Raw genomic sequence first — 22,461 nt, 5'->3', positions numbered from 1 at the left:
CGCCTCGCCCGGCAGCTCCTCCCGGCAGCCTAGGGACGCCCGTCCCCGCCCGCCCGGGGGCCAGCCGTGCCGCGGGCGCTCAGTCCCGGCCGCGGCCGGCGTCGCCGTGCTCCGCCTCGCCGTGCTCCTCCTCGCCGTGCTCCTCCTCGCCGTGCAGCAGCGTCCGCACCGGCCGCGTCACCACGTCGACGCGGTCGACGAGGTCGGCCGGCCCGGTCACCACGAGCGCGCGGTCGGCCACCGGCACGTAGACGGCGACGACGTCGCGCACCACCACGCGCGTGCTCGGCGCGAGCGAGCCGTCGACGACGAACGTGCCCTCCTCCAGCGGCACCTCGTCCACGGCCTCGACGATGGCGCGCATCGCGCTGCGGTAGTCCGCGTAGTCCTCGGCGAAGTCGGGCACCTCGCCGGCGGCGTCCGGCGCGTCGGGGCCGGTCCCGGGGCCGGGCTGCTCGACGGGGGAGCGCAGGTCGGCGTGCAGCGGCGCGGCGAGCGCCCCGCTGCACGCGGCGCGCACGACGTCGTCGACCAGCTCGGGCGGGCACGGCTCGTGCAGCGTCTCCACCTCGAGCGCCTCGCCGGCGAAGGTGCGGTAGGCCCGCAGGAACCGCTCCGCGGTCGGGTCGTCGCGGTGGTCGGAGCCCGTGACGGTCTCCTCCTCCAGGTCCAGGCCCCAGGTGAGCGGGTCGTCCACCTCGCCCACCACGCCCGAGGACCGCGCGAAGCGTGCGACGAGCTGCTCCCACGACCGGTGCTGCGGGTGGTCGTCGTTCTCCATGGGCCTCCCCCTCCCGGCGGTCCCGCGTGCCCGTCGTGCCGGGCATGCCTCGAGCGTGCCCGCACCTGCCCGGCCCGGCAATCCAACGCGCCGTCACGCCCCTGGCGAACATGGGCAGAACTCGGCCACCCGCCTGGTTGGCAACGCATAGAGTCGTAGCGGTCAGGCTGTCGTCGCCGAGTGGCCACCGAGAGGCCACGGGAATCCGGCGGGGTGCAGGTACGCCGCTCGTGAGGGAGCAGCACATGTTCGAACGTTTTACGGACCGAGCCCGTCGGGTCGTCGTCCTCGCCCAGGAAGAGGCGAGGATGCTCAACCACAACTACATCGGCACGGAGCACATCCTCCTCGGCCTCATCCACGAGGGCGAGGGCGTGGCCGCCAAGGCGCTGGAGTCGCTGGGCATCTCGCTCGACGGCGTGCGCACGCAGGTCACGGAGATCATCGGCGAGGGCCAGCAGGCCCCGAGCGGGCACATCCCGTTCACGCCGCGTGCCAAGAAGGTGCTGGAGCTGTCGCTGCGCGAGGCGCTGCAGCTCGGCCACAACTACATCGGCACCGAGCACATCCTCCTCGGCCTCATCCGCGAGGGTGAGGGCGTGGCCGCGCAGGTGCTCACCAAGATGGGCGCCGACCTCAACAAGGTGCGCCAGCAGGTCATCCAGCTGCTGAGCGGCTACCAGGGCAAGGAGCCCGTGTCCGCCGGCGGCCCGCAGGAGGGCCAGCCGTCCGGCTCGGCCGTCCTGGACCAGTTCGGCCGCAACCTGACGCAGGCGGCGCGCGAGGGCAAGCTGGACCCGGTCATCGGCCGCTCGACGGAGATCGAGCGCGTCATGCAGGTCCTGTCCCGCCGCACCAAGAACAACCCGGTCCTGATCGGTGAGCCCGGCGTCGGCAAGACCGCCGTCGTCGAGGGCCTCGCGCAGGACATCGTGCGCGGCGACGTGCCGGAGACGCTCAAGGACAAGCAGCTTTACACGCTGGACCTGGGCGCCCTGGTGGCCGGCTCGCGCTACCGCGGTGACTTCGAGGAGCGCCTGAAGAAGGTGCTCAAGGAGATCCGCACCCGCGGCGACATCATCCTGTTCATCGACGAGATCCACACCCTCGTCGGGGCGGGTGCCGCCGAGGGCGCGATCGACGCCGCCAGCATCCTCAAGCCGATGCTCGCCCGCGGCGAGCTGCAGACCATCGGTGCCACCACGCTCGACGAGTACCGCAAGTACGTCGAGAAGGACCCGGCCCTGGAGCGTCGCTTCCAGCCGATCCAGGTGGCCGAGCCGTCGCTGCAGCACGCCATCGAGATCCTCAAGGGCCTGCGCGACAAGTACGAGGCGCACCACCGCGTGTCCATCACGGACGGTGCGCTGGTCTCCGCCGCGACGCTCGCCGACCGGTACATCAACGACCGGTACCTGCCGGACAAGGCGATCGACCTGATCGACGAGGCCGGTGCGCGCCTGCGCATCCGTCGCATGACGGCTCCGCCGGAGCTCAAGGTCCTCGACGAGGAGATCGCCGAGGCGCGCCGGGAGAAGGAGTCGGCGATCGACGAGCAGGACTTCGAGAAGGCCGCCGGGCTGCGCGACAAGGAGAAGCAGCTCACTGCCAAGCGCGCGGACCGCGAGAAGGCCTGGAAGTCGGGTGACCTGGACACCGTCGCCACGGTGGACGAGGAGCTCGTCGCCGAGGTGCTGGCGATGTCCACGGGCATCCCGGTCGTCAAGCTGACCGAGGAGGAGTCCAGCCGCCTGCTGCACATGGAGCAGGAGCTGCACAAGCGCGTCGTCGGCCAGGAGGCCGCGATCAAGGCGCTGTCGCAGGCCATCCGCCGCACGCGGGCCGGCCTCAAGGACCCCAAGCGCCCCGGTGGGTCGTTCATCTTCGCCGGCCCCACGGGCGTCGGCAAGACCGAGCTGGCCAAGGCGCTCGCCGAGTTCCTCTTCGGGGACGAGGACGCGCTGATCCAGCTCGACATGTCGGAGTTCTCGGAGAAGCACACCGTCTCGCGGCTGTTCGGCTCCCCGCCCGGGTACGTCGGCTACGACGAGGGCGGCCAGCTCACCGAGAAGGTGCGCCGCAAGCCGTTCTCCGTGGTCCTGTTCGACGAGGTGGAGAAGGCCCACGCGGACATCTTCAACTCGCTGCTGCAGGTGCTCGAGGACGGTCGCCTCACCGACTCGCAGGGTCGGGTGGTCGACTTCAAGAACACCGTGATCATCATGACCACGAACCTCGGCACCCGGGACATCGCCAAGGGCGTGCCCACGGGCTTCAACGCGACCGGCGACACCACGACGTCGTACTCGCGCATGAAGGCCAAGGTCAACGAGGAGCTCAAGCAGCACTTCCGGCCGGAGTTCCTCAACCGCGTCGACGACGTGGTGGTGTTCCCGCAGCTGACGCAGGACGAGATCGTGCAGATCGTCGACCTGGAGATCGCCAAGCTGGACCGCCGCCTGCGCGACAAGGACATGGGCCTCGAGCTCACGCAGCCCGCCAAGGTGCTGCTGGCCGAGAAGGGTTACGACCCGGTGCTCGGTGCCCGTCCGCTCAAGCGGGCGATCCAGCGGGAGATCGAGGACGTCCTGTCCGAGAAGATCCTGTTCGGCGAGCTCAAGCCGGGCCAGGTCGTGGTCGTCGACGGCCAGGGCGAGGGCATCCTCGGCGAGTTCACCTTCCGCGGCGAGGACAAGGCCGACCACCCGGCCGAGCCGGTCGCCGTCGGTGCCGCCGCGGCGCCGGACGTGCCGCGCTCGACGGGCAGCGACCTCCCGCCCACGGGTGGGCTGAGCGCCCAGGCCGGCTGATCGTCGGGAGCTGATCGACCCGGTCTGCCGACCGCACACGAAGGGCCCCGGTCTCCGCAAGGAGGCCGGGGCCCTTCGCCGTCCCCGCCGAGATAGAGACCCCTTCCCGCGAGATAGAGACCCCTCCCGCCGAGTTAGAGAGGTCCCCTCTCTAACTCGGCGGGAGGGGTCTCTATCTCGGCGTCAGGCGGGGAGGCCGAGGCGGGTCAGGATCGCGTCGGCCAGCTTGGCGACGTCGTCGACGACGGCGACGGCGCCCGCCGCCGCGAGCTCGCCCGGCGCGGCGTACCCCCAGGACACGCCCAGGCAGTCGATGCCGTGGGCCGCGGCACCGTGCACGTCGTGCTCGCGGTCGCCGACCATGACCGTCGGCGCGTCGCCCGCCGTGCGCCCGAGCGTGGCCAGGGCCGCGGCGATGACGTCGGCCTTGGTGGAGGACTCGTCCAGCGGCGCGCCGAACACGCCGTCGACCAGCGCGGCGAGGCCGAACCGCTCGGTGATCGGCCGGGCGAACACCTCCGGCTTGGACGTCGCCACGGCCAGCACGCAGCCGGCCGCGCGCAGCTCGCGCAGCACCTCGGGGACGCCGTCGAACACCGAGTTCTCCCACATGCCCGACTCGGCGAACCGCGCCCGGTAGGCGGCGATCGCCTCCGCCACCCGCTCGGCCGGCACGCCGTGGCGCGGGAACGAGTCGGTGATCGGCGGGCCGACGAACGATCGCAGCGTCGCGGCGTCCGGCACCGGCAGCCCCAGCGACGTGTAGGCGTGGGCCACCGACGCCGTGATGCCGGGCGCCGAGTCGGTCAGCGTGCCGTCGAGGTCGAGAAGCACCAGGGGAGCGGGGGAGGTCATACCGGCAGGCTACGTGCTGCGCCAGCCGCCCGGACGGCCGGCGCGCAGCACGGGCGCCCGGCCTCACAGCGACCGGGCGTGCTCCACGAGCTTGTCGAACCCGGCGTCGAGAGCTGCGTCCACCTGCTGGGCCTCGGGGTGCGCGTCGTACCAGGCCACCTGCTCGACGGCGGCCTCGTCGTAGGTGATGGTGGTGCGGAACTCCGGCACGAGCGCCGCGAGCTTCGAGGTGTCGAACGTCATCGAGTGCGCCTTGTCGCCCAGCAGGCCCGGCCCGACGTCGGGCAGCACCTTCGCGATCGTCTCGCTGGCCACGTGCACCAGCTCCGGCTCGTCGACTCCGGCGGCCGCGGCGAGCCAGCGGTAGACCTGGTCCCAGGTCGGCGCGTGCGAGCCGGTGATGTGGAAGCTGTCGCCGACGGCGAGCGGGTTGCCGAGCAGGCCGACGAACCCGACGGCGAAGTCCTCGGTGTGTGTCAGCGTCCACTGCGTCGTGCCGTCGCCGTGCACGACGACGGGGCGCCCGGCGCGCAGCCGCGCGACGTCGGTCCACCCGCCGGTGGTGGGGATCAGCGTGCGGTCGTAGGTGTGCGACGGCCGCACGATCGTCATCGGGAAGCCGTTCTCGCGCGAGGCCCGCACGAGCACCTCCTCGCAGGCGATCTTGTCCCGCGAGTACTGCCAGAACGGGTTGGCCAGCGGGGTCGACTCGGTGACGGGCACCCGCGCTGGCGGCGTCTGGTAGGCCGACGCCGAGCTGATGAACACGTACTGGCCGGTGCGCCCGGCGAAGCGCAGCACGTCGCGCGAGACGTGGTCCGGCGTGAAGGCCCGGAACTGCGCGACGACGTCGAACTCCCGCCCCGCCAGGGCGGCGTCCACGGCGTCGTGGTCGGTGGCGTCGGCGACGAGTGTCTCGACGTCGTCGGGCAGCGGTCGCTGCGAGGAGCGGCCGCGGTTGAGCAGGGTGACGCGGTGGCCGAGCGCGACGGCGCGGGCGACGCTCGCGTGGCTGATGACGCCGCTGCCGCCGACGAACAGGATCGACTTGGGGCTCCGTGTGGTCATGGTGCCCATCGTGGACCGAGCCGCGGGTCCGCGCCCGGCGTCGCGGCGCGCGCCGCGCGTCACGCCGCAGGCGGGGCCGTCGACTCCCGGACGACCAGCTCGGTGGCGAGGTTGACCCGCAGCGTGGCCGGCGTCCGGCCGTCGACGAGGTCGAGCAGCATCGAGGTGGCCAGCGCCCCCATGTCGGCCAGCGGCTGGCGCACCGTGGTCAGACGCGGCGCCGTCCACTCCACGATGGGCAGGTCGTCGTAGCCCACCACCGACAGATCCTCGGGCACGCACAGGCCGAGCTCGCGGGCGGCGCGCAGCACGCCGAGCGCCTGCAGGTCGGAGCCCGCGAAGATGGCGGTGGGGCGGTCCCGGCGTCGTAGCAGGTCGAGGGCCTGGGCGTAGCCGCCCTCGAGGTTGAAGTTGCCCTCGCGCACGAACGTGGGGTCGAGCGAGACGCCGGCCTCGGCATGGGCGCTGCGGAACCCGTCCATGCGGGCGCGGGAGCACAGCATGTCCGACGGGCCGCTGATCGCGGCGACGCGGCGGTGCCCGAGCTGCAGCAGGTGCCGGGACGCGGCCAGGCCGCCGTTCCAGTTGTCGGAGCCGACGGTCGGCACGTCCGCCGGCGGCTCTCCGTCGGTGTCGATGACGACGACGGGGATCGAGCGGCTCACGAGGCGGCGCTGCTGGCCCGGCTCGAGCTGGGCGGCCACGAGCAGCACACCGAGCGGCGGGCGCGCGAGCGTCGTCTCGAGCCATGTGCGCGGCGGGCGGTGGGAACCGGACAGGTCGGACAGGATGACGCTCGTCCGGCGCCGCGCCGCGGCGTCCTCGACCCCGCGGATGATCTCCATCGACCACATCGACCCCAGCTCGTGGAACGCGAGGTCCACCAGGCCGGTGCCGGCGGGCCGGCGCGACGGCCGGCGCCGGTAGCGGTGCCGCTGGAGCGCCTCCTCGACGCGAGCCCGGGTGGCAGGCGCGACGTCGGCGCGGCCGTTGAGCACCTTCGAGACGGTGGGCACCGAGACCCCGAGCTCGCTCGCGATCTGGGCGATAGTGGGGCCGACCGGCCCGGAGCGCTCCGGCACGTCGGGTGGCGTGCCCGCGGGGGCGGCGGGCTCGGCGGCGATCTCCGCGGTGGTCTGCGACGTCATCGTTGCTGTCCGGGGGTCGGCGGGGTGTCGTGGCGCCTCGAGAGGCTCCGCAACTTTCGATGCCTCGACCGTACTCCGCGCGCTGCCGCGCTGCGAGCACCGACCGCACGACGCTCCGACCTTGGGTCCAGGCGCTTCGGACCGTGACCATTCCGTGACCGAAAACGTTCGCATTGACGGTTGACCCCTCGATCCGGGCCCCCTACGGTCCTGGTAGCAATCGGCACAGAGGCCGAAACTTTCGAAACGCACGACGACGTGGGGGTCTCCGCCCGGCGTCGTCGCTCGAGAGGACGACGATGTCACTGAGGACCGCTGCGCCTCCCGTCCCGCTGGGACAGCCCGACGTCGCCACGCCCGCTCGGCCGCAGCCCGGCCGCGAGGGCTGGGCGCGCGCGCTGCGCAAGGACTGGCGGCTGTACAGCCTCGCGGTGCTCCCGCTGCTGTTCTTCCTGATCTTCAAGTACGTGCCGATGGCGGGCGCGGTCATCGCGTTCCGCCGCTTCCAGCCGGGCGGCTCGATCTTCGGCGAGGAGTGGGTCGGGCTCTACTACGTCGAGCGGTTCATCCAGGACCCGAAGTTCTGGGACACGTTCGCGAACACGGCGATCATCGGCGCCCTGACGCTCGTCGTGGTGTTCCCGCTGCCGGTCGTCCTGGCCCTCATGCTCAACGAGGTGCGGGTGCGCTGGTTCAAGAAGGCCGTGCAGACGGTCAGCTACCTGCCGCACTTCATGTCCGTGGTCATCGTGGCGGGCTTCGTCTTCGAGCTCACGTCGCTCGACGGCACCGTCAACAAGATCGTCGAGGCCCTCGGCGGCGACCCGGTGTCGTTCATGCAGCGGGCCGAGTGGTTCCGCACGATCTACGTCTCCTCGGAGGTCTGGCAGACCGTCGGGTGGGGCACGATCCTCTACCTCGCGGCGCTCACGACGATCGACGAGCAGCTCTACGAGGCGTCTCGGATCGACGGCGCCAACCGGTGGAAGCAGACGTGGCACATCACGCTGCCGGGCATCCGCCCGACCATGATGGTGCTGCTCATCCTCAACATCGGGCAGTTCATGGCGGTCGGGTTCGAGAAGGTCTTCCTCCTCTACAACCCGCTGACCTACCCAACCGCGGACGTGCTGTCCACGTACGTCTACCGTGTCGGCCTGACGTCCGGGCAGCTGAGCTACGCCACCGCGATCGGCCTCTTCGAGGCGCTCATCGGCCTCGTCCTCGTCTTTGCCGCCAACGCGATCTCGCGTCGGATCACCGGGAGCTCCCTGTGGTGAACGAAGTCCTCGACCCCGTCAGCGCCGGCCCCGACCTCGCGGCGGTCCGCGGCAGCACCACGCGCGTCAAGGAGACCACCGGATACCGGGTCTTCACCGTGCTCAACACGGTCGCGCTGACCCTGGTGGGGCTGCTGACCCTGTACCCGTTCCTCAACCTCGTCGCCAAGGCGTTCAGCTCGCAGGGATACATCGCCGCCGGCGAGGTGAACATCTTCCCGCGCGGCTTCAACGTCACCACGTTCCAGGGCGTGGTCAGCGACCCGATGTTCTGGATCAACTACAAGAACACCGTCGTCTACACCGTCGTCGCGACGGCGATCGCGATGGTGCTCACCACGTCGTTCGCCTATGCGCTGTCGAAGCCGCAGCTCAAGGGCCGCGGCCTGCTGGTCGGCATGGCCCTGGTGACCATGCTCTACGCCGGCGGCCTCATCCCGAACTACCTGCTGGTCAACGCCCTCGGCTTCAAGAACACGATCTGGGCCATCGTGCTGCCGAACGCGATCAACGTCTTCAACCTCCTGGTGATGAAGTCGTTCTTCGACAACTTCCCGCAGGAGCTCGAGGAGGCGGCCTCGATCGACGGGCTGACCACCTACGGCGTGTTCTTCCGCGTCGTCCTGCCGCTGTCGAAGGCCGTCATCGCCACGATGATCCTCTTCTACGCGGTGCAGTTCTGGAACTCGTGGTTCCAGGCGTACCTCTACTTCGACCAGCGGGACCTCTACCCGGTCACGGTGTACCTGCGCAACCTGCTGGCGGCGGCGACGTCCACCGAGAGCCTCGGCAGCGACGCCGTCCAGATCGCCTCCAACGTGCAGTCCGTCGCGATGCTGCTGACGGTCCTGCCGATCGTCTGCCTGTACCCGTTCATCCAGAAGTACTTCGTGTCCGGGGTCATGCTCGGCTCCGTCAAGGGCTGACCCGGGTCCCGCGTGCCCACCACCGTCCACCTGACAGTCGCGAACGACGACGTTCACAACCAAGGAGAACCATGAGGATCACGCGTAGGAGGGCCGTCGCGGGGATCGCCGCGGCGAGCGCCCTGGCGGTCACGCTGACGGCGTGCTCGTCGAGCCCCGGGGCCGAGGACGACGCCGCCGGCGAGATCGACCTGGCGTCGCAGGTCGGCTACATGGAGGACTACGAGGTCGGGACGACCTTCAAGGCGACGGAGCCGGTCGAGTTCAGCCTCCTGTACCGCGACCACCCCGACTACCCGTACAACTCGGAGTGGTCGATCCTGAAGCACCTTCAGGAGAACCAGAACGTCACGTTCGACCCGGTGAACGTGCCGCTCGCGGACCTCCAGACCCGCCGCTCGGTGCTGATCAGCTCCGGTGACGCCCCGGAGATCATGCCCTCCATCTACGCGGGCGACGAGACCCAGTTCGTGGCCGGCGGCGCGCTGCTGCCGATCTCGGACTACGTCGACGAGTACATGCCCAACTTCGTCGACAAGATCGAGAGGTGGGACCTGCAGGAGGAGATCGACCAGCTCCGCCAGGCGGACGGCAAGTACTACCTGCTGCCCGGCATCCACGAGATCGCCAAGCCGCAGTACTCGATCGCGATCCGCAAGGACGTCTGGGAGGCGGCCGGGCTCACCGAGGACCCGAAGACCTGGGACGAGTTCAAGGAGCAGCTCGAGACCATCAAGGCGGCCAACCCGGACGCCGCCTACCCCTACACGGACAAGTGGTCGATCAACAGCCCGATGGAGCAGACGCTCAACGCGGCCGCGCCGAACTTCGGCACGTCGGCCGGCGAGGGCTACGGCAACGGTCTCACGTGGAACGAGGAGGGCACCGAGGCTCGCTACACCGGCGCGACCGACGAGTACCGCGCGCTGCTGGAGTACTTCCACTCGCTGATCGCCGACGGCCTGATGGACCCCGAGTCGGTCACGCAGGAGATGGCCGAGGGCGAGGAGAAGTTCGCCTCGAGCCAGGCGCTGGCCATCTCGTCCAACGACCAGGAGCTCATCAAGTACCGGGCGAACTTCGAGTCGCAGGGCAACACCGAGGCCGAGGTGCACCAGATCGTGGTGCCGGCAGGCCCGGCGGGCAACAACCTCGCCGGCGGCACCCGCCGCGAGTCCGGCATCGTCTTCAGCGCCGAGGCGGCCAAGTCCGACCACTTCGTCGCGATGCTGCAGTTCGTCGACTGGCTGTACTACTCGGACGAGGGCCTCGAGTTCGCCAAGTGGGGCGTCGAGGGTGAGACCTACACCAAGGACGCGGACGGCAAGCGAGCCCTGATGCCCGACATCGACGTCAACGGCCTCAACCCGGGCGCGCCCAAGGAGCTGCGCCGCGACTTCGGCTACCACAACGGCGTCTGGATGCTCGCGCACGGCTCGACCGAGGACCTCGACCTGTCGATGCTCCGCCCCGAGGTGATCGAGTTCATCGAGGGCATGAACGAGAAGGAGGAGCTGCCGCTGCCGCCCGCCGTCCCGTTCAACGAGATGGAGCAGGAGCAGGCGTCGCTGCTCCAGACGACCCTCGGGGACATCGTCAACCAGAACACCGCGGCGTTCATCCTCGGTCAGCGCTCGTTCGACGAGTGGGACGCCTACGTCGCCGAGCTCGAGGCGGCCGGCAGCACCCAGTACGTCGAGCTCGCCACCCAGGCGGTCGCGCGTGCGGCCGAGGGCGGGGAGGGCGCCGACGGCTGACCTGCCGCTCCCGTGAGAACCCGAGGCAGGGGCGCCCCGCGGCGCCCCTGCCTCGGAACGTCGCCGCACCACCCCGGAGGAGACAGTGCCCCGCACCCACGTGCCCGACCGACCGATCGGCACCCTCGACGACGCCTGGCGCACGTGCGTCGGTACGGGGAGGTTCAACCTCGCGCTGCGGCGCGACTACCAGGAGTCGCTCGCGCTGGTGCAGGCCGAGATCGGCTTCCGGCACGTGCGTGGGCACGGCCTGCTGCACGACGACGTCGGCGTCCACCGCCCGTACGACGTGACGGGGCCCGACGGGACCCGCTGGTCAGGGACGCGCCACGCCTTCACGTACGTCGACCAGGTGGTCGACGCCTACCTGGACCTGGGCATCAAGCCGTTCCTGGAGCTCGGGTTCATGCCGTCGGGTCTGGCGTCGGGCGAGCAGACCGTCTTCTGGTGGAAGGGCAACGTGACCCCGCCCGCCGACCACCGCGAGTGGGCCGCGCTGGTGCAGGGCGTGCTGCGGCACCTGGTGGACCGGTACGGCCTCGAGGAGGTCCGGACGTGGCCGATCGAGGTGTGGAACGAGCCGAACCTCGTCCACTTCTGGGCCGGAGCGGACCAGCAGGCCTACTTCCGCCTCTACGAGGCCACCGCCCACGCCGTCAAGGAGGTGGACCCCGAGCTCCAGGTGGGCGGCCCGGCGATCTCGCCCGGCGCCGACGACTGGTGGGCCCCGTTCGCCGACCTCGTGGCCCGGCGGGACCTGCCGGCGGACTTCGTCTCGTTCCACGCCTACTCGTCGGGCCCGGCCCAGCACGTGCCGTTCGGCGTCTACCAGACCCTGCGCCGGCCGCAGAGCCTGCTCGACCAGTTCGCGACGCCGGCGAAGCTGCTGGCCGGCACCGTGCTCGAGGGCAGGCCCCGGCACGTCACGGAGTTCAACACCAGCTACCGCCCGGACAACCCGGTGCACGACACCGCGTACAACGCGGCCTACCTCGCCCCGGTCCTCGCGTCGGGCGGCGACCACGTCGACTCCTTCTCGTACTGGACGTTCTGTGACGTCTTCGAGGAGGAGAACGTCCCGACGGCGTTCTTCCACGGCGGGTTCGGCATGCTCACCCACCGGCAGGTCAAGAAGCCGACCTACCACCTGTACGCCTTCATGGCCCGCATGGGGGCCGACGTCCTGGCCCGGGGCGACGACCACCTCGTCACCAGGGACGCGTCCGGCCGGGTCACCGTCCTGGCCTGGCAGCCGGTGGGCGGCACCGACGACCCGACGGAGCCGGAGCGGCACCAGGTGCGCCTGTCCGTCCCGGTCGGCCGGCACGGCGTCGCCGGGCAGGGGACGGCGTACGTGCACCGGTCCGTCGTCAACGACGACGAGGGCAACGCGTTCACCGCCTGGCAGCAGATGGGCCGCCCGCTGTCCCCGACGTCGCGCCAGCTCGACCGGCTGCGGGAGGCCGCGGAGGCGGTGCGGTCCCACGCGGCGGTGCCGCTGGTGGCGGGCCGGGTCGACCTCGACCTGACGCTCGCGCGGCACGAGGTGACGCTCGTGGAGATCGACCCGGTGGTCGACGAGACGCCGCCCTGGCTCGACGACACCCGCATCCTCGGGCGCGGACCGTACCGTGGCTGAGGCGACCCACCAGCGCGTCCCCGGCGACTTCGGCCACGGGCCACTCGGCCGGCTCACCGGCGCGGTCTACTGGTTCGTCGTCGTCGCGGTGCTGCTCCTCGTGGCGGCGCTGCCGACGGCGGTGCTGCTCCTGCTGCTCGACCGTTCGCCCGGCAACGCGCCGTTCCTCGTCCTGGCCGCCGTCCCGCTCGGGCCGGCGCTCTCGGCGGCGCTCTACGCGGTCCGGGACCGTTCCCGGTCCGAGTCGCTCACCCCGGCGCGCTCCTTCTGGAAGGGCTATCGGCTCAACGGGCTCGACGTCCTGCGCGTGTGGGTTCCGGCCCTGCTGGTGCTCGGCATCGAGGGGTGGGTGCTCGCCAACGCGGGCGCCGCAGGGCTCACCCCGGCGTACGTCGTGGTGCTCGCCGTGCTCGCCGTCGTCGTGCTGCTGTGGGCGCTGCACGCGGTGGCGATCGCCTCGTTCTTCTCGTTCCGCGCACGCGACGTCGCGCGCCTCGCCGCGTACTACGTCCTGCGGCTGCCGCTCGTGACGATCGGCCTGCTCTCGCTGCTGATATTCGCCGCCGGCGTGACATGGGTGGCGTCCGACGTCGGGCTCGTCGCCCTCGGCTCGGTGTGGGTCTGGCTCTGGTACCGCAACGACCGGCCGATGCTCGACGACGTACGCCGCCGGTTCACGACCCCCTGACCCCTCGTGCGGCCCCGCGCCGCAGCCCACCGACCTTCGCGCCGACGGCTGGAGAACCGGGACGGAACGACATCAGTTTCGTCCCGGTTCTCCAGCCGTCGCCCGCGGGGCGGGCGGCCCGCGCGTCAGTAGATCGTGCGGCCCCGGGCGTCCGGGATCCCGGACTTGCGCCAGAAGTAGGTGTTCACGACGTCGCGCCACTCGGTGGCCGAGCGCACCTGCTCCGCGAACCGCTCGGCGACGCGCTCGGCCACGTCGGGGTCCACCAGGTCGGCGACGGACCGCCACGTCTCCACGGCGCGCAGCACCCGCTCCAGGCCCTCGAACCGCGTGTCGTAGACGTGCTGGATCACCGTCGTGCCCCTGTGCAGCACGTGGGTGTAGGGCACGTGGTGGAAGAACAGCAGCAGCTCGTCCGGGCACGTGGCGAGGTCCTCGTACACGTCCCGCCACGGCTGCGGGTACTGGCCGGCGTAGCCGGTGCCGGTCGCGAGGGTGCGGTCCACGCCGACGCCGTCCCGGTCGGCGAAGTGGTAGGTGCCCCACGGGGTGTACTCGTAGCCGTCGACGTCCGGCCCGTAGTGGTGGTGGGGCCGCACCATGAACCCGACGCCGAGCGGCGCGGTGTACATCTCGTACGTCTCCCACGACTCGTCGAGGACGGCGTGCAGCGCCTCGCGCAGGCGCGGGTCCGCGCCGGGGAAGGTCAGCCCGATCCACTCGTCGAGGACGGCCCCGGGCTCGAGCGTGGGGTCCCACGCCAGGCGCCCGAACGCGTAGAGGTTGGCCTGCGCGAGCGGGTGCCCGGTCCAGAACCGGTCGTCCCCGACGTTCGACACGGCCGCGACGCCGCCCTCGCGCCCCGCCGTCCCGCCGCCCGCGTCCCCGCCGGCGCCTCCGTCCCCGCCCGCGTCCCCGTCGCCGCCCGCGTCCCCGCCGGCACCGCCGGGCCCGCGCCCGGCGACGACGTCGGCCACGGTGGGCGAACCGTCGCCCCAGAACCGGAAGCCGAGCACCTGGCTCCACGCCCGCCCGAGGTAGACCGCGTGGCGCTGCTGGCCGGTGTACTCCTGCGTGACCTGCAGCTCCAGGGCGAGGCGGGTGCGCGGCATCGCGGCGAACGTCGGCGACACCGGCTCGCGCACCTGGAAGTCCATCGGGCCGTGCTTGACCTGGACGACCACGTTGTCGGCGAACTCGCCGTCGTGCGGCACGAAGTGGTCGTACGCGGCGCGCGCCCGGTCCGTGCTGCGGTCGCGCCAGTCCTGCGTGTGGTTGTAGACGAAGGCTCGCCAGTGCACCAGGCCGCCGTGCGGTGCCACCGCCTCGGCCAGCATGTTGGCGCCGTCGGCGTGGCTGCGGCCGTACGCGAACGGTCCGGGCTGCCCCTCCGAGTCGGCCTTGACCACGAAGCCGCCGAAGTCCTCGATCGTCTCCCAGACCCGTGCCGCCGCCCGCCGCCACCATCCGCGCACCTCGTCGTCGAGCGGGTCCGACGTGGTCAGCCCGCCCAGCACGACCGGCGAGGCCCAGCTCACGGACAGGTGGGTGCGGATGCCGTACGGGCGCAGCGCCGCGGCGACGCGCGCCACCTCGGGCAGGTCGTCGGTCAGCAGGCGCGCCTCGCGGGGGTGGACGTTGACGTTGTTGATCGCCACGCGGTTGACGCCGGCCGCGGCGAGCAGCCGGGCGTAGCGCGTCACCCGGGACAGGTCGGCGCGCACCGCCCCGTCCGCGTAGAAGATGGAGCCGCCGGAGTAGCCGCGCTCCACCTGGCCCATCGCCGGGTGCACCGCCACGTTGTCCCAGTGGTCGAGCATGCGCAGGGCCGTCGCGGGCGCGTGGCGGGCGACGACGTCGTCGCCCGACAGCGCGGCCTCGCCGCCCCGCACGAGGTGGAACAGGCCGTACATCAGCCCGGCACCCGCGCCGGCGGTCACCGTGACGGTGCCGGCCTCGCGCACGACCTCGAACGCCTCGGGGCCGCCGAGCCGCGCGGCCGCGCCCGGGTCGAGCACGAGCGCGACGTCGGCGCCGTCGACGCGGTCCAGCGCCGCGCCGCCGTGCGTACGGGTCGCCGCCGCCACCTCCGCCCGCACGGTGCGCACGACGACGTCGTCCTCCCCGGAGCCGCCGGGCACGACGACGGCGACCCGGCGTCGCCCGAGCGGGGCGAATGCCGCGTCGGGCAGCCAGGCGGGGTGGACGGCGCCGCCGTCGGTCAGGCACGGTGCGGCGCCCACGACGGGCAGCCCGGTGCTGTCCTGCAGGGTCGGTGCGGGGGTGGCCATCGTCGGTCCTTCCAGGTCAGGCCGCCGCGTACGCGGCGAGGGGCAGGTGGTAGGCGAGGTCCGCGGCGGTCTCCACGGCCTCGTCGAGCTCCAGGCGGTGCTCCGCGACGAGGCGCGCGAGGTAGCCGGCGTCGATGCGCCGGGCCAGGTCGTGGCGCGCGGGGATGGAGCAGAAGGCGCGGGTGTCGTCCACGAAGCCCGCGGTGTTGGAGAACCCGGCGGTCTCGGTGGCCGCCTCGCGGAAGCGCCGCATCGCGTCGGGGGAGTCGAGGAACCACCAGGGAGCCCCGAGACGCAGCGCGGGGTAGACGCCGGCGAGCGGGGCGAGCTCGCGGCTGTAGACGTCCTCGTCGATGGTGAAGACGACGGCCCGGAAGCCGGGGTGGTGGCCGAACGCGTCGAGCATCGGCCGCAGGGCCCGCGTGAACTCCACGGCCACGGGGATGTCGTAGCCCCTGTCCGGCCCGAAGCGCCGGGTCTGCGCCGTGGCGTGCCCCCGGACGACGCCCGGGTGCAGCTGCATCACCAGGTGGTCCTCGGCGGCCATCGCCGCCGTCTGGAACAGCATGTGCGCGCCGAACGCGGCAGCCTCCGCCGGCGTCACCGGGTCGGCCGCGGGGCCGGCCGGGGAACCGGTGGACGCGCCGTGCGCCGACGCTCGCACGGCCCGGTCGAACAGGCGGGCGGCGTCGGCGTGGTCCATCGGCGTGGTGTCGGGCAGGAGGGGGCCGTGGTCGGTGGCGCGCCCGCCGGCGGCCCGGAACCGTGCCCGCTGGGCGCGCAGCGCCTCCAGGTAGTCGGCGTAGGAGGTGACGTCGACGCCGACCGCGGCACCCGTGCGTGCGACGTCGGCTGCGAAGGTGGGGGAGTCGAGGGCGAGCACGGCGTCGGGCCGCAGCGTCGGCAGCACCCGCTCGCCCAGGCCGTCGGCGCGCAGCCGGTGGTGGTGCTCGAGCGACGACCACGCCGGGTCGGTCGTGGCGATGACCTCGATGCCGAAGCGGTCGAGCAGGGCGCGGGGGCGGAAGCCCGGGTCGGCCAGGGCGGCGGCGACCCGGTCGTAGATCGCGTCGGCGGTCCGCTCGGACGGGCGCTGGGTGACGCCGAAGATCTCCACCAGCTCCGTCTCGAGCCAGAACCGCGTGGGCGTGCCGCGCAGGTGCTTCCAGCCCGCGCAGAAGCGCCGCCAGACCGCCCGGGGGTCGGTCTCGGCCGGCGCGGAGCCGTCGACCGCGCCCACGCCGAGCTCGGGCAGCGTGGCGCCCTGCGACACCAGGAGCCGCAGCAGGTAGTGGTCGGGCACGACCAGCAGCTGCGCCGGGTCGCCGAACGGGGTGTCGTCGGCGAACCACTCGACCGGCACGTGGCCGTGCATCGAGACGATCGGCAGGTCGCGGACGGACCGGTAGATCTCGCGAGCGATCGGCCGGGTCGCCGGGTCCGCGGGCAGCGCGCGGTCCTCGTGCAGGGTCCAGGGGGCGGCCTCGGCGGCCGGGGTCCGGGTCACGTCGTCGTGCTCCTCCACTGTCCGCGGCGCTCCCGGTCCTGCCGGGCTCCACGGGGCTGACGGGGTCGTGCCCGGCGTCGACGACGCCTGGTGCGCGCCCGTCGCGCACCGGTGGGCTGAGAACGTTTGCAGCGTAGCGCGCCGCACCGCCGCACCACGAGCGCCACGCCCGTGCAGCCGAGCACCACCGTGCGACGATGTCCACGCCGCGTGCGATGACGCTGCGCGGTCGGCGCTCGCGGTACAGTCGCTGCGAACGTTTGCACATGTGCCGCCTCGTGCGGCCCGAAGCGCGGGAGGGGCCGCCGTGGTCACGGTGCACGACGTCGCACGCGCCGCCGGGGTGTCGATCTCCACGGTCTCGCGGGCCCTCACCGCGCCCGAGAAGGTGGCGACGGCCACGCGGGAGCGCGTCACCGCCGCCGCCGACGCGCTCGGCTACCTGCCCAACCGCGCGGCCAGCGGGCTGCGCGCCGGGCGCACGCGCACCGTGGGTCTGCTGGTGCCGGACCTGTCGAACCCGTACTTCGCCGCCGTCGCCAAGGGCGTCGCGCAGCGGGCGCGGGGGCACGGGCTCGGCGTGTTCGTCGTCGACTCCGAGGAGGACCCGGCCCTCGAGGCCGAGCTGCTGCGCTCGGCGGTGCACCAGACCGACGGTGTCGTGCTGTGCTCGCCCCGCGCGGTGCTCGAGGACCGTGACGTGCTGGGGACCAAGCCCGTCGTCGTGGTCAACCACCGCACTGCCCGCACGCTGTCCGTCGGCTCGGACGGCGCGGGCGGCGTGCAGCTCGCGGTCGAGCACCTGCACGCGCTCGGCCACCGTCGCATCGCCTACGTCGGCGGCCCGGCCCGCTCGTGGTCCGACGGGCAGCGGCGTGCCGGCCTGACCGCCGTCGGGGCGCGCCTGGAGGGCCTCGAGCTGGTGCCGCTGGGCCCCTTCCGGCCCGACGTCGACGGCGGGCACGAGGCGGCGGGCGTCGTGGTCGCCTCCGGCGCGACGGCCGTCATCACCTTCAACGACCTGGTCGCCGTGGGCCTGGTGCGCCGCGCCGCCGCGCTCGGTGTGCAGGTGCCGCAGGACCTGAGCGTCGTCAGCTTCGACGACACGTTCGTCGCCACGCTGACCACGCCGCCGCTGACCTCGGTGCACACCGACCTGCGCGAGCTGGGCGAGCGCGCCACCGACCTGCTCGTGCAGGCGCTCGGCCCCGCCCCGGCAGAGCCCACCGGGGCGCCCGGGCAGCCCGAGGCCGACCCGGCCGACCCGGCCGACCCGGTGCTGGTGCCCGCCGAGCTCGTGGTGCGAGGATCGACCGCCCCGGCGCCGACGCCGAGCGTACCCCGAGCCGCCGCGAGCGCCTCCCGAAGGGACGACGCGTGACCTCGACCGACGTGCCCGTCGACGTGCCGACCGACGTGCCGACCGGCCTGCCCCTCCTGGGCCCGGGCACGCCGCTGCCCGCCGGCGTCGCCGAGCCGCGCGCCCTGCCGGAGCAGGTGGGCCTGGTGCACCTGGGCTGGGGCGCGTTCCACCGCGCCCACCAGGCGGTGTGCACCGAGGACGCCATGGCCGCCACCGGCGACCTGCGCTGGGGCATCCTCGGCGTCGCGGGCATGAGGCGCCCCTCGCCCGTCGCCGCCGCCGCGCGCCGGCAGGGCGGTCGCTACACGGTGCTGTCGGTGGGCGGAGGCGGGGACGGCGAGCCGGCCGCCTCGGCCCGGGTCGTCGGCGCCGTCGTCGACGTCGCCTCGCCGCTCGACGAGACGCCGCGCCTGGTCGCGGCGCTGTCCGCCGCCACCACGCACGTGGTCACCCTGACCATCACGGAGAAGGGCTACTGCCGCCGCCCCGACGGCCACCTCGACGCCGCGCAGGTGGCCGACGACGTCGCGGCGCTCGCCGCCGAGGAGGTCGCGGGGCGCGCGGACGTGGCCGACGACGCCCGCCCCGCCACGAGCGCGCTCGGCCTGCTCGTGCGGGGCCTCGCGGCCCGCCGCCGCGCCGGCGGCGCCCCCGTCACCGTGCTCAGCTGCGACAACGTGGCCCACAACGGCCGGGTCCTGGCTCGTCTCGTGGCCGAGGTCGTCGACGCGGCGCTGCCCGGGGCCGTCGGCGACGCCCTGCGCGGGTGGCTGGCCGCGTCGGTCACGTTCCCCAGCTCGATGGTCGACCGCATCACCCCGGCGACCACGCCCGAGGTCCTCGCCCGGATCGCGGCGACGATCGGCGCCCGGGACGACGCCGGGGTGGTCGCCGAGCCGTTCAGCCAGTGGGTGATCGAGGACCGCTTCGCGGGGCCGCGGCCCGCCTGGGAGCGCGCCGGCGCCGAGCTGGTCGACGACGTCGCGCCGTGGGAGGCCGCCAAGCTGCGGATGCTCAACGGCACCCACTCGCTGCTGGCGTACGCCGGGCGACTGGCCGGGCACGCCACGCTCGCCGAGGCGGTGGCCGACCCCCACGTCGCCACGCACGCCTGGGCGTACATGACCGACGACGCGCTGCCCACCCTCGCCCCGCCCGCCGGGGCGGACCTCGCCGCGTACGGCGCCGAGCTGATGCGGCGGTTCGCCAACCCCGCCACGGGCCACACCACCACGCAGGTGTCCGGCGACGGCACGCAGAAGATCCCGTTCCGCTGGGGCGCCGTCGCCGCCTGGCACCTGGAGCGCGGCCGCGTGCCGCAGGGCGTCGCGCACGGGCTGGCAGCCTGGAGCGAGTTCGTGCGCCGGGCCGTGCGCGACGGCGTCGACCTCGGAGATCCCGCCGGCGCGCACCGGCTCGCCGCAGCCGTGCGGGCGGCGGGCACCGACGACGTCGCCGCGGTGGCGACGGGGCTCGTCGCGCTGCCCGGGCTGCTGCCCGACGGCGCCGGCAGCGACGCGCGGCTCGTGACCGCCGTCGTCGAGCACGCCGAGGCGCTCGCCGGCCGCGGCCAGGGCCTGCGCTGACGACGGACCGGGGCCCGAGCACGGACCGGGACCCGAGGGCGACGCGCCGCCACCCTGCACGACACGAGCACGACAGCACGAGCACGTCATGAGCACGTCATCAGCACGACAGCACGACGACGAGGAGCACCCCCGATGAAGATGGGCTTCCGCTGGTACGGCGAGGGCAACGACACCGTGACGCTGGACCACGTGCGCCAGGTCCCGGGCGTGGAGACGATCGTGTGGAGCCTGCACCACAAGCAGGCCGGCGAGGTCTGGGAGCAGGAGGAGATCGACGCCGAGGTCGCCCGGATCACCACGCTCACCGACGCCCACCGGGCAGCGGGGATCACGCGGACCTTCGACGCCGAGGTCGTCGAGTCGGTCAACGTCCATGAGTCGATCAAGCTCGGCAGGACGGTGCTCGGCATGAGCCGCGACGAGGCGATCGACAACTACGTCACCACGATCGCGCGCCTCGGCCGGGCCGGGGTCAAGGTGGTCTGCTACAACTTCATGCCCGTCTTCGACTGGCTGCGCACCGACCTGTGGCACCCGCTGCCCGACGGCTCCACGGCGCTGTTCTACGAGAAGGCCGTGGTGGACCGGATGTCGCCGGAGACCCTCATCGCCGAGATGGAGGCCGGCTCGGGCGGCCTCACGCTCCCGGGCTGGGAGCCCGAGCGCCTGGCGCACTTCCGCGAGCTCGACGCGGCCTACGCGGGCGTGACCCACGAGGACATGTACGCCAACTACAGGTACTTCCTGGACGCCGTGGTCCCCGCCTGCGAGGAGCACGACGTGAAGCTGGGCGTGCACCCGGACGACCCGCCGTTCGACCTGTTCGGCTGGCCGCGCGTGGTCTCCACCAAGAAGGACCTCGAGCGCGTGCTGTCGCTGCACGACAGCCCGTACCACGGCCTGACGCTGTGCCTCGGCTCGTTCTCCGCCAACCCCGAGCACGACGCCGTCGACGCGGTGCGCACGTTCATGGACCGCATCCACTTCACCCACGTGCGCAACATCAAGCACTTCCCGAACGGCGACTTCAGCGAGGTCGCCCACCGGGCGTGCGAGGGCGACGTCGACACCGTCGGGATCATGACGGCGTACGCCGAGGCCGGGTACGCCGGGTACGTGCGGCCCGACCACGGCCGGCACCTGTGGGACGAGAACACGACCAACAAGCCGCGGCCCGGGTACGGCCTGTACGACCGCGCGCTGGGCATCCAGTACCTGCTCGGCGTGTGGGACGCCGTCCGATACCGCCGCTGAGGGCTGCTCGCGCGCGCAGCGGTGTGTGATGATCACCACGTCCGGATCGCGTCATAGCCGCTCACGGGGCGTGCGATCCCCTGACCTGCTGCGCGATAGCCTTGGGCAGCAACAGCCCGGAGGAGGGCCAGTGACACTGTCTGCCACGCCCGAGCCCGGGCACGCGCCGTTCTCCGTCGAGACGGCGCGCGACCTCGCTCGGCGTGCGCTCGAGGCGTTCGACCGCGCCCAGCCGGAGGAGCTGCGACCGACGGCGGTGCGGCACGTCCGCACGCTGCTGGACGCCCTGGTCGACCAGACGCGCGCGGTGCAGCGGGCGGCGGAGAGCGTGGCCGAGCGGCAGGCGGGGAGCCGGCGGCAGGAGCGCGTGCTGGCGCACCTGGCCGCCGACTCGCGCGACGAGACGGTGCCGCTGGGCATCGCCATCACCCGCTCGGGCTGGACCCGGCGCCTGGTGAGCGCCGACGGCGCCATCGTGCGCGCCGAGGACCGGGTCACGTTCGTGGGCGAGGTGCCCGACGACGAGGAGGCGCGGCTCGCCCTCATGGACTTCGTCGCCGACGCCGGCGACGAGGTCGTGCACACCGACGACCTGCCCGTCGACGCGCCCGGCGTGGCCGCCAAGGCCCCCGGCGTCCGCAGCGTCATGGGCATCGCCCTGCCCGAGCGGCAGGTGCTGCTGTGGCTGCGCTCGCCGAACCCGGACGGCACGACGGCCCCGTGGACCTCCGACCAGGTCGACAGCGCCGCCGCCCTGCGCGGGCACCTCGTCGAGGCGCTCTACCTGCGCGGGCGCAAGGAGGTGCGGGCCACCGGAGAGCTGCAGCGCAGCCTGCTGCCCACCCGCCTGCCGCGCGTGGAGGGCTGGACGATCGAGGCGCGCTACGAGGCGGCCGGGTCCGGCCTCGTCGGCGGCGACTGGTACGACGCGCTGCGCCTGCCGTCGGGCAGCCTCGCGCTCGTCGTCGGCGACGTCACCGGCCACGGCCTGCAGGCCGCCGCGACGATGGGTCAGCTGCGCACCGCCCTGCGCACCGGCCTGGTGACCACCGGGTCGGCCCGCGACGCCGTGGCCGCGCTGTGCGAGACGGCACGCTGGACGCTGCCCGGCGAGGTCGCCACGGTCTCCGTCGCGCTGCTCGACACGGTGACCGGCGAGCTCGAGCACGTCTCCCTCGGCCACCCGCCGCTGCTCGTCGTGGGTCCCGACGGCACCCCGGTGTGGGGGCCCCGAGCCGGGGTCCCGCCGCTGGGCCTGACGCGCGCGGTGCCGGAGCCGGAGCGCCTCACCGTGCCCGACGGCGGCGCGCTCGTGCTGTTCAGCGACGGCCTTGTGGAGCGGCGCGGGGAGTCGATCATGGTCGGGCTCGGCCGCCTCGAGCGGTCCTTCACCCTCGGCCCGCGCACCGACGTCGACACCGTGGTGCGGGGCTCACGGGACCAGGAGTCGGCGGACGACGCGACGCTGCTGGTGGCGCGCCGGGGCGTGTGAGCCGCACCCGCGT

General features: G+C 73.1%; 16 protein-coding genes. 10 read left to right on the top strand and 6 right to left on the bottom strand.

Annotated features, from left to right (window positions below; genetic code table 11):
- Window positions 1–79: 79 nt before the first annotated feature.
- Window positions 80–781: a hypothetical protein gene (locus tag GSF02_RS01240; protein ID WP_159791907.1), complete on the bottom strand. Its 702-nt coding sequence runs from the start codon at window positions 779–781 to the stop codon at window positions 80–82.
- 245 nt (window positions 782–1,026) lie between these two features.
- On the opposite strand from GSF02_RS01240, the gene GSF02_RS01235 reads away from it, so the two are divergent.
- Window positions 1,027–3,591 carry an ATP-dependent Clp protease ATP-binding subunit gene (locus tag GSF02_RS01235; protein ID WP_159791905.1) on the top strand — a complete coding sequence of 855 codons (2,565 nt, stop codon included), beginning with the start codon at window positions 1,027–1,029 and terminating at the stop codon, window positions 3,589–3,591.
- Window positions 3,592–3,774: 183 nt separating this feature from the next.
- On the opposite strand, the gene GSF02_RS01230 is transcribed toward GSF02_RS01235, so the two are convergent.
- The 3 genes from GSF02_RS01230 to GSF02_RS01220 all read right to left on the bottom strand — a co-directional run bounded on the left by GSF02_RS01230 (window position 3,775) and on the right by GSF02_RS01220 (window position 6,662).
- On the bottom strand, window positions 3,775–4,446 hold the full coding sequence (locus GSF02_RS01230) for an HAD hydrolase-like protein (RefSeq protein ID WP_159791903.1): 672 nt from the start codon (window positions 4,444–4,446) through the stop codon (window positions 3,775–3,777).
- Window positions 4,447–4,509: 63 nt separating this feature from the next.
- Complete coding sequence (locus tag GSF02_RS01225; RefSeq protein ID WP_235915285.1) at window positions 4,510–5,514, bottom strand: NAD-dependent epimerase/dehydratase family protein; 1,005 nt, start codon at window positions 5,512–5,514, stop codon at window positions 4,510–4,512.
- A 59-nt stretch (window positions 5,515–5,573) separates the two neighbouring features.
- Entirely contained in the window at window positions 5,574–6,662 is a 1,089-nt protein-coding gene (locus GSF02_RS01220; RefSeq protein WP_159791899.1) for a LacI family DNA-binding transcriptional regulator, read from the bottom strand.
- A gap of 299 nt (window positions 6,663–6,961) precedes the next feature.
- On the opposite strand from GSF02_RS01220, the gene GSF02_RS01215 reads away from it, so the two are divergent.
- The 5 genes from GSF02_RS01215 (at window position 6,962) to GSF02_RS01195 (ending at window position 12,952) form a co-directional block, all read left to right on the top strand.
- On the top strand, window positions 6,962–7,942 hold the full coding sequence (locus GSF02_RS01215) for an ABC transporter permease (protein WP_159791897.1): 981 nt from the start codon (window positions 6,962–6,964) through the stop codon (window positions 7,940–7,942).
- Complete coding sequence (locus GSF02_RS01210) at window positions 7,936–8,868, top strand: carbohydrate ABC transporter permease (protein WP_408003848.1); 933 nt, start codon at window positions 7,936–7,938, stop codon at window positions 8,866–8,868. Before GSF02_RS01215 ends, GSF02_RS01210 begins: the two co-directional genes overlap by 7 nt.
- 71 nt (window positions 8,869–8,939) lie before the next feature.
- Window positions 8,940–10,625, top strand: coding sequence for an ABC transporter substrate-binding protein (locus tag GSF02_RS01205; RefSeq protein WP_159791895.1), 1,686 nt, complete (start codon window positions 8,940–8,942; stop codon window positions 10,623–10,625).
- Between the two features lie 100 nt (window positions 10,626–10,725).
- Window positions 10,726–12,264 (top strand): GH39 family glycosyl hydrolase, encoded by a 1,539-nt coding sequence (locus tag GSF02_RS01200; protein WP_235915284.1) that lies wholly within the window; start codon window positions 10,726–10,728, stop codon window positions 12,262–12,264.
- Window positions 12,257–12,952: a DUF624 domain-containing protein gene (locus tag GSF02_RS01195; RefSeq protein ID WP_159791891.1), complete on the top strand. Its 696-nt coding sequence runs from the start codon at window positions 12,257–12,259 to the stop codon at window positions 12,950–12,952. The genes GSF02_RS01200 and GSF02_RS01195 overlap by 8 nt, the downstream gene beginning before the upstream one ends.
- 125 nt (window positions 12,953–13,077) lie before the next feature.
- Here GSF02_RS01195 and GSF02_RS01190 read toward each other — a convergent pair whose 3' ends face one another.
- Together GSF02_RS01190 and uxaC are read right to left on the bottom strand one after the other, a co-directional pair.
- A complete protein-coding gene (locus GSF02_RS01190) occupies window positions 13,078–15,243 on the bottom strand; it encodes an alpha-glucuronidase (RefSeq protein WP_159791889.1) in 2,166 nt (721 codons plus the stop codon).
- A gap of 16 nt (window positions 15,244–15,259) precedes the next feature.
- On the bottom strand, window positions 15,260–16,750 hold the full coding sequence (uxaC, locus tag GSF02_RS01185) for a glucuronate isomerase (RefSeq protein WP_159791887.1): 1,491 nt from the start codon (window positions 16,748–16,750) through the stop codon (window positions 15,260–15,262).
- A gap of 307 nt (window positions 16,751–17,057) precedes the next feature.
- Between uxaC and GSF02_RS01180 the strand changes: the two genes are divergently transcribed.
- From GSF02_RS01180 to GSF02_RS01165, 4 genes are all read left to right on the top strand, one after another.
- Window positions 17,058–18,131, top strand: a complete 1,074-nt coding sequence (locus GSF02_RS01180; protein ID WP_159791886.1) for a LacI family DNA-binding transcriptional regulator — start codon at window positions 17,058–17,060, stop codon at window positions 18,129–18,131.
- On the top strand, window positions 18,128–19,699 hold the full coding sequence (locus GSF02_RS01175; protein WP_235915283.1) for a mannitol dehydrogenase family protein: 1,572 nt from the start codon (window positions 18,128–18,130) through the stop codon (window positions 19,697–19,699). The genes GSF02_RS01180 and GSF02_RS01175 overlap by 4 nt, the downstream gene beginning before the upstream one ends.
- A gap of 135 nt (window positions 19,700–19,834) precedes the next feature.
- The gene (locus GSF02_RS01170) at window positions 19,835–20,956 is read left to right on the top strand and encodes a mannonate dehydratase (RefSeq protein ID WP_159791884.1); all 1,122 of its coding nucleotides are present in this window, start codon (window positions 19,835–19,837) and stop codon (window positions 20,954–20,956) included.
- A 130-nt stretch (window positions 20,957–21,086) separates the two neighbouring features.
- A complete protein-coding gene (locus GSF02_RS01165) occupies window positions 21,087–22,448 on the top strand; it encodes a PP2C family protein-serine/threonine phosphatase (RefSeq protein WP_159791882.1) in 1,362 nt (453 codons plus the stop codon).
- Window positions 22,449–22,461 lie beyond the last annotated feature (13 nt).

This window comes from Puerhibacterium puerhi, assembly GCF_009846865.1.
Classification (GTDB): Bacteria; Actinomycetota; Actinomycetes; order Actinomycetales; family Cellulomonadaceae; genus Puerhibacterium; species Puerhibacterium puerhi.
This window is presented reverse-complemented; position numbering and strand designations above follow the sequence as displayed.

Excerpts from the sequence above, each read along its gene's own strand:
- GSF02_RS01240 (WP_159791907.1), bottom strand. The coding sequence starts at position 781 with ATGGAGAACGACGACCACCCGCAGCACCGGTCGTGGGAGCAGCTCGTC.
- GSF02_RS01170 (WP_159791884.1), top strand. The coding sequence starts at position 19,835 with ATGAAGATGGGCTTCCGCTGGTACGGCGAGGGCAACGACACCGTGACG.
- GSF02_RS01205 (WP_159791895.1), top strand. The coding sequence starts at position 8,940 with ATGAGGATCACGCGTAGGAGGGCCGTCGCGGGGATCGCCGCGGCGAGC.
- GSF02_RS01220 (WP_159791899.1), bottom strand. The coding sequence starts at position 6,662 with ATGACGTCGCAGACCACCGCGGAGATCGCCGCCGAGCCCGCCGCCCCC.
- GSF02_RS01215 (WP_159791897.1), top strand. The coding sequence starts at position 6,962 with ATGTCACTGAGGACCGCTGCGCCTCCCGTCCCGCTGGGACAGCCCGAC.
- GSF02_RS01190 (WP_159791889.1), bottom strand. The coding sequence starts at position 15,243 with ATGGCCACCCCCGCACCGACCCTGCAGGACAGCACCGGGCTGCCCGTC.
- GSF02_RS01235 (WP_159791905.1), top strand. The coding sequence starts at position 1,027 with ATGTTCGAACGTTTTACGGACCGAGCCCGTCGGGTCGTCGTCCTCGCC.
- GSF02_RS01230 (WP_159791903.1), bottom strand. The coding sequence starts at position 4,446 with ATGACCTCCCCCGCTCCCCTGGTGCTTCTCGACCTCGACGGCACGCTG.
- GSF02_RS01225 (WP_235915285.1), bottom strand. The coding sequence starts at position 5,514 with ATGACCACACGGAGCCCCAAGTCGATCCTGTTCGTCGGCGGCAGCGGC.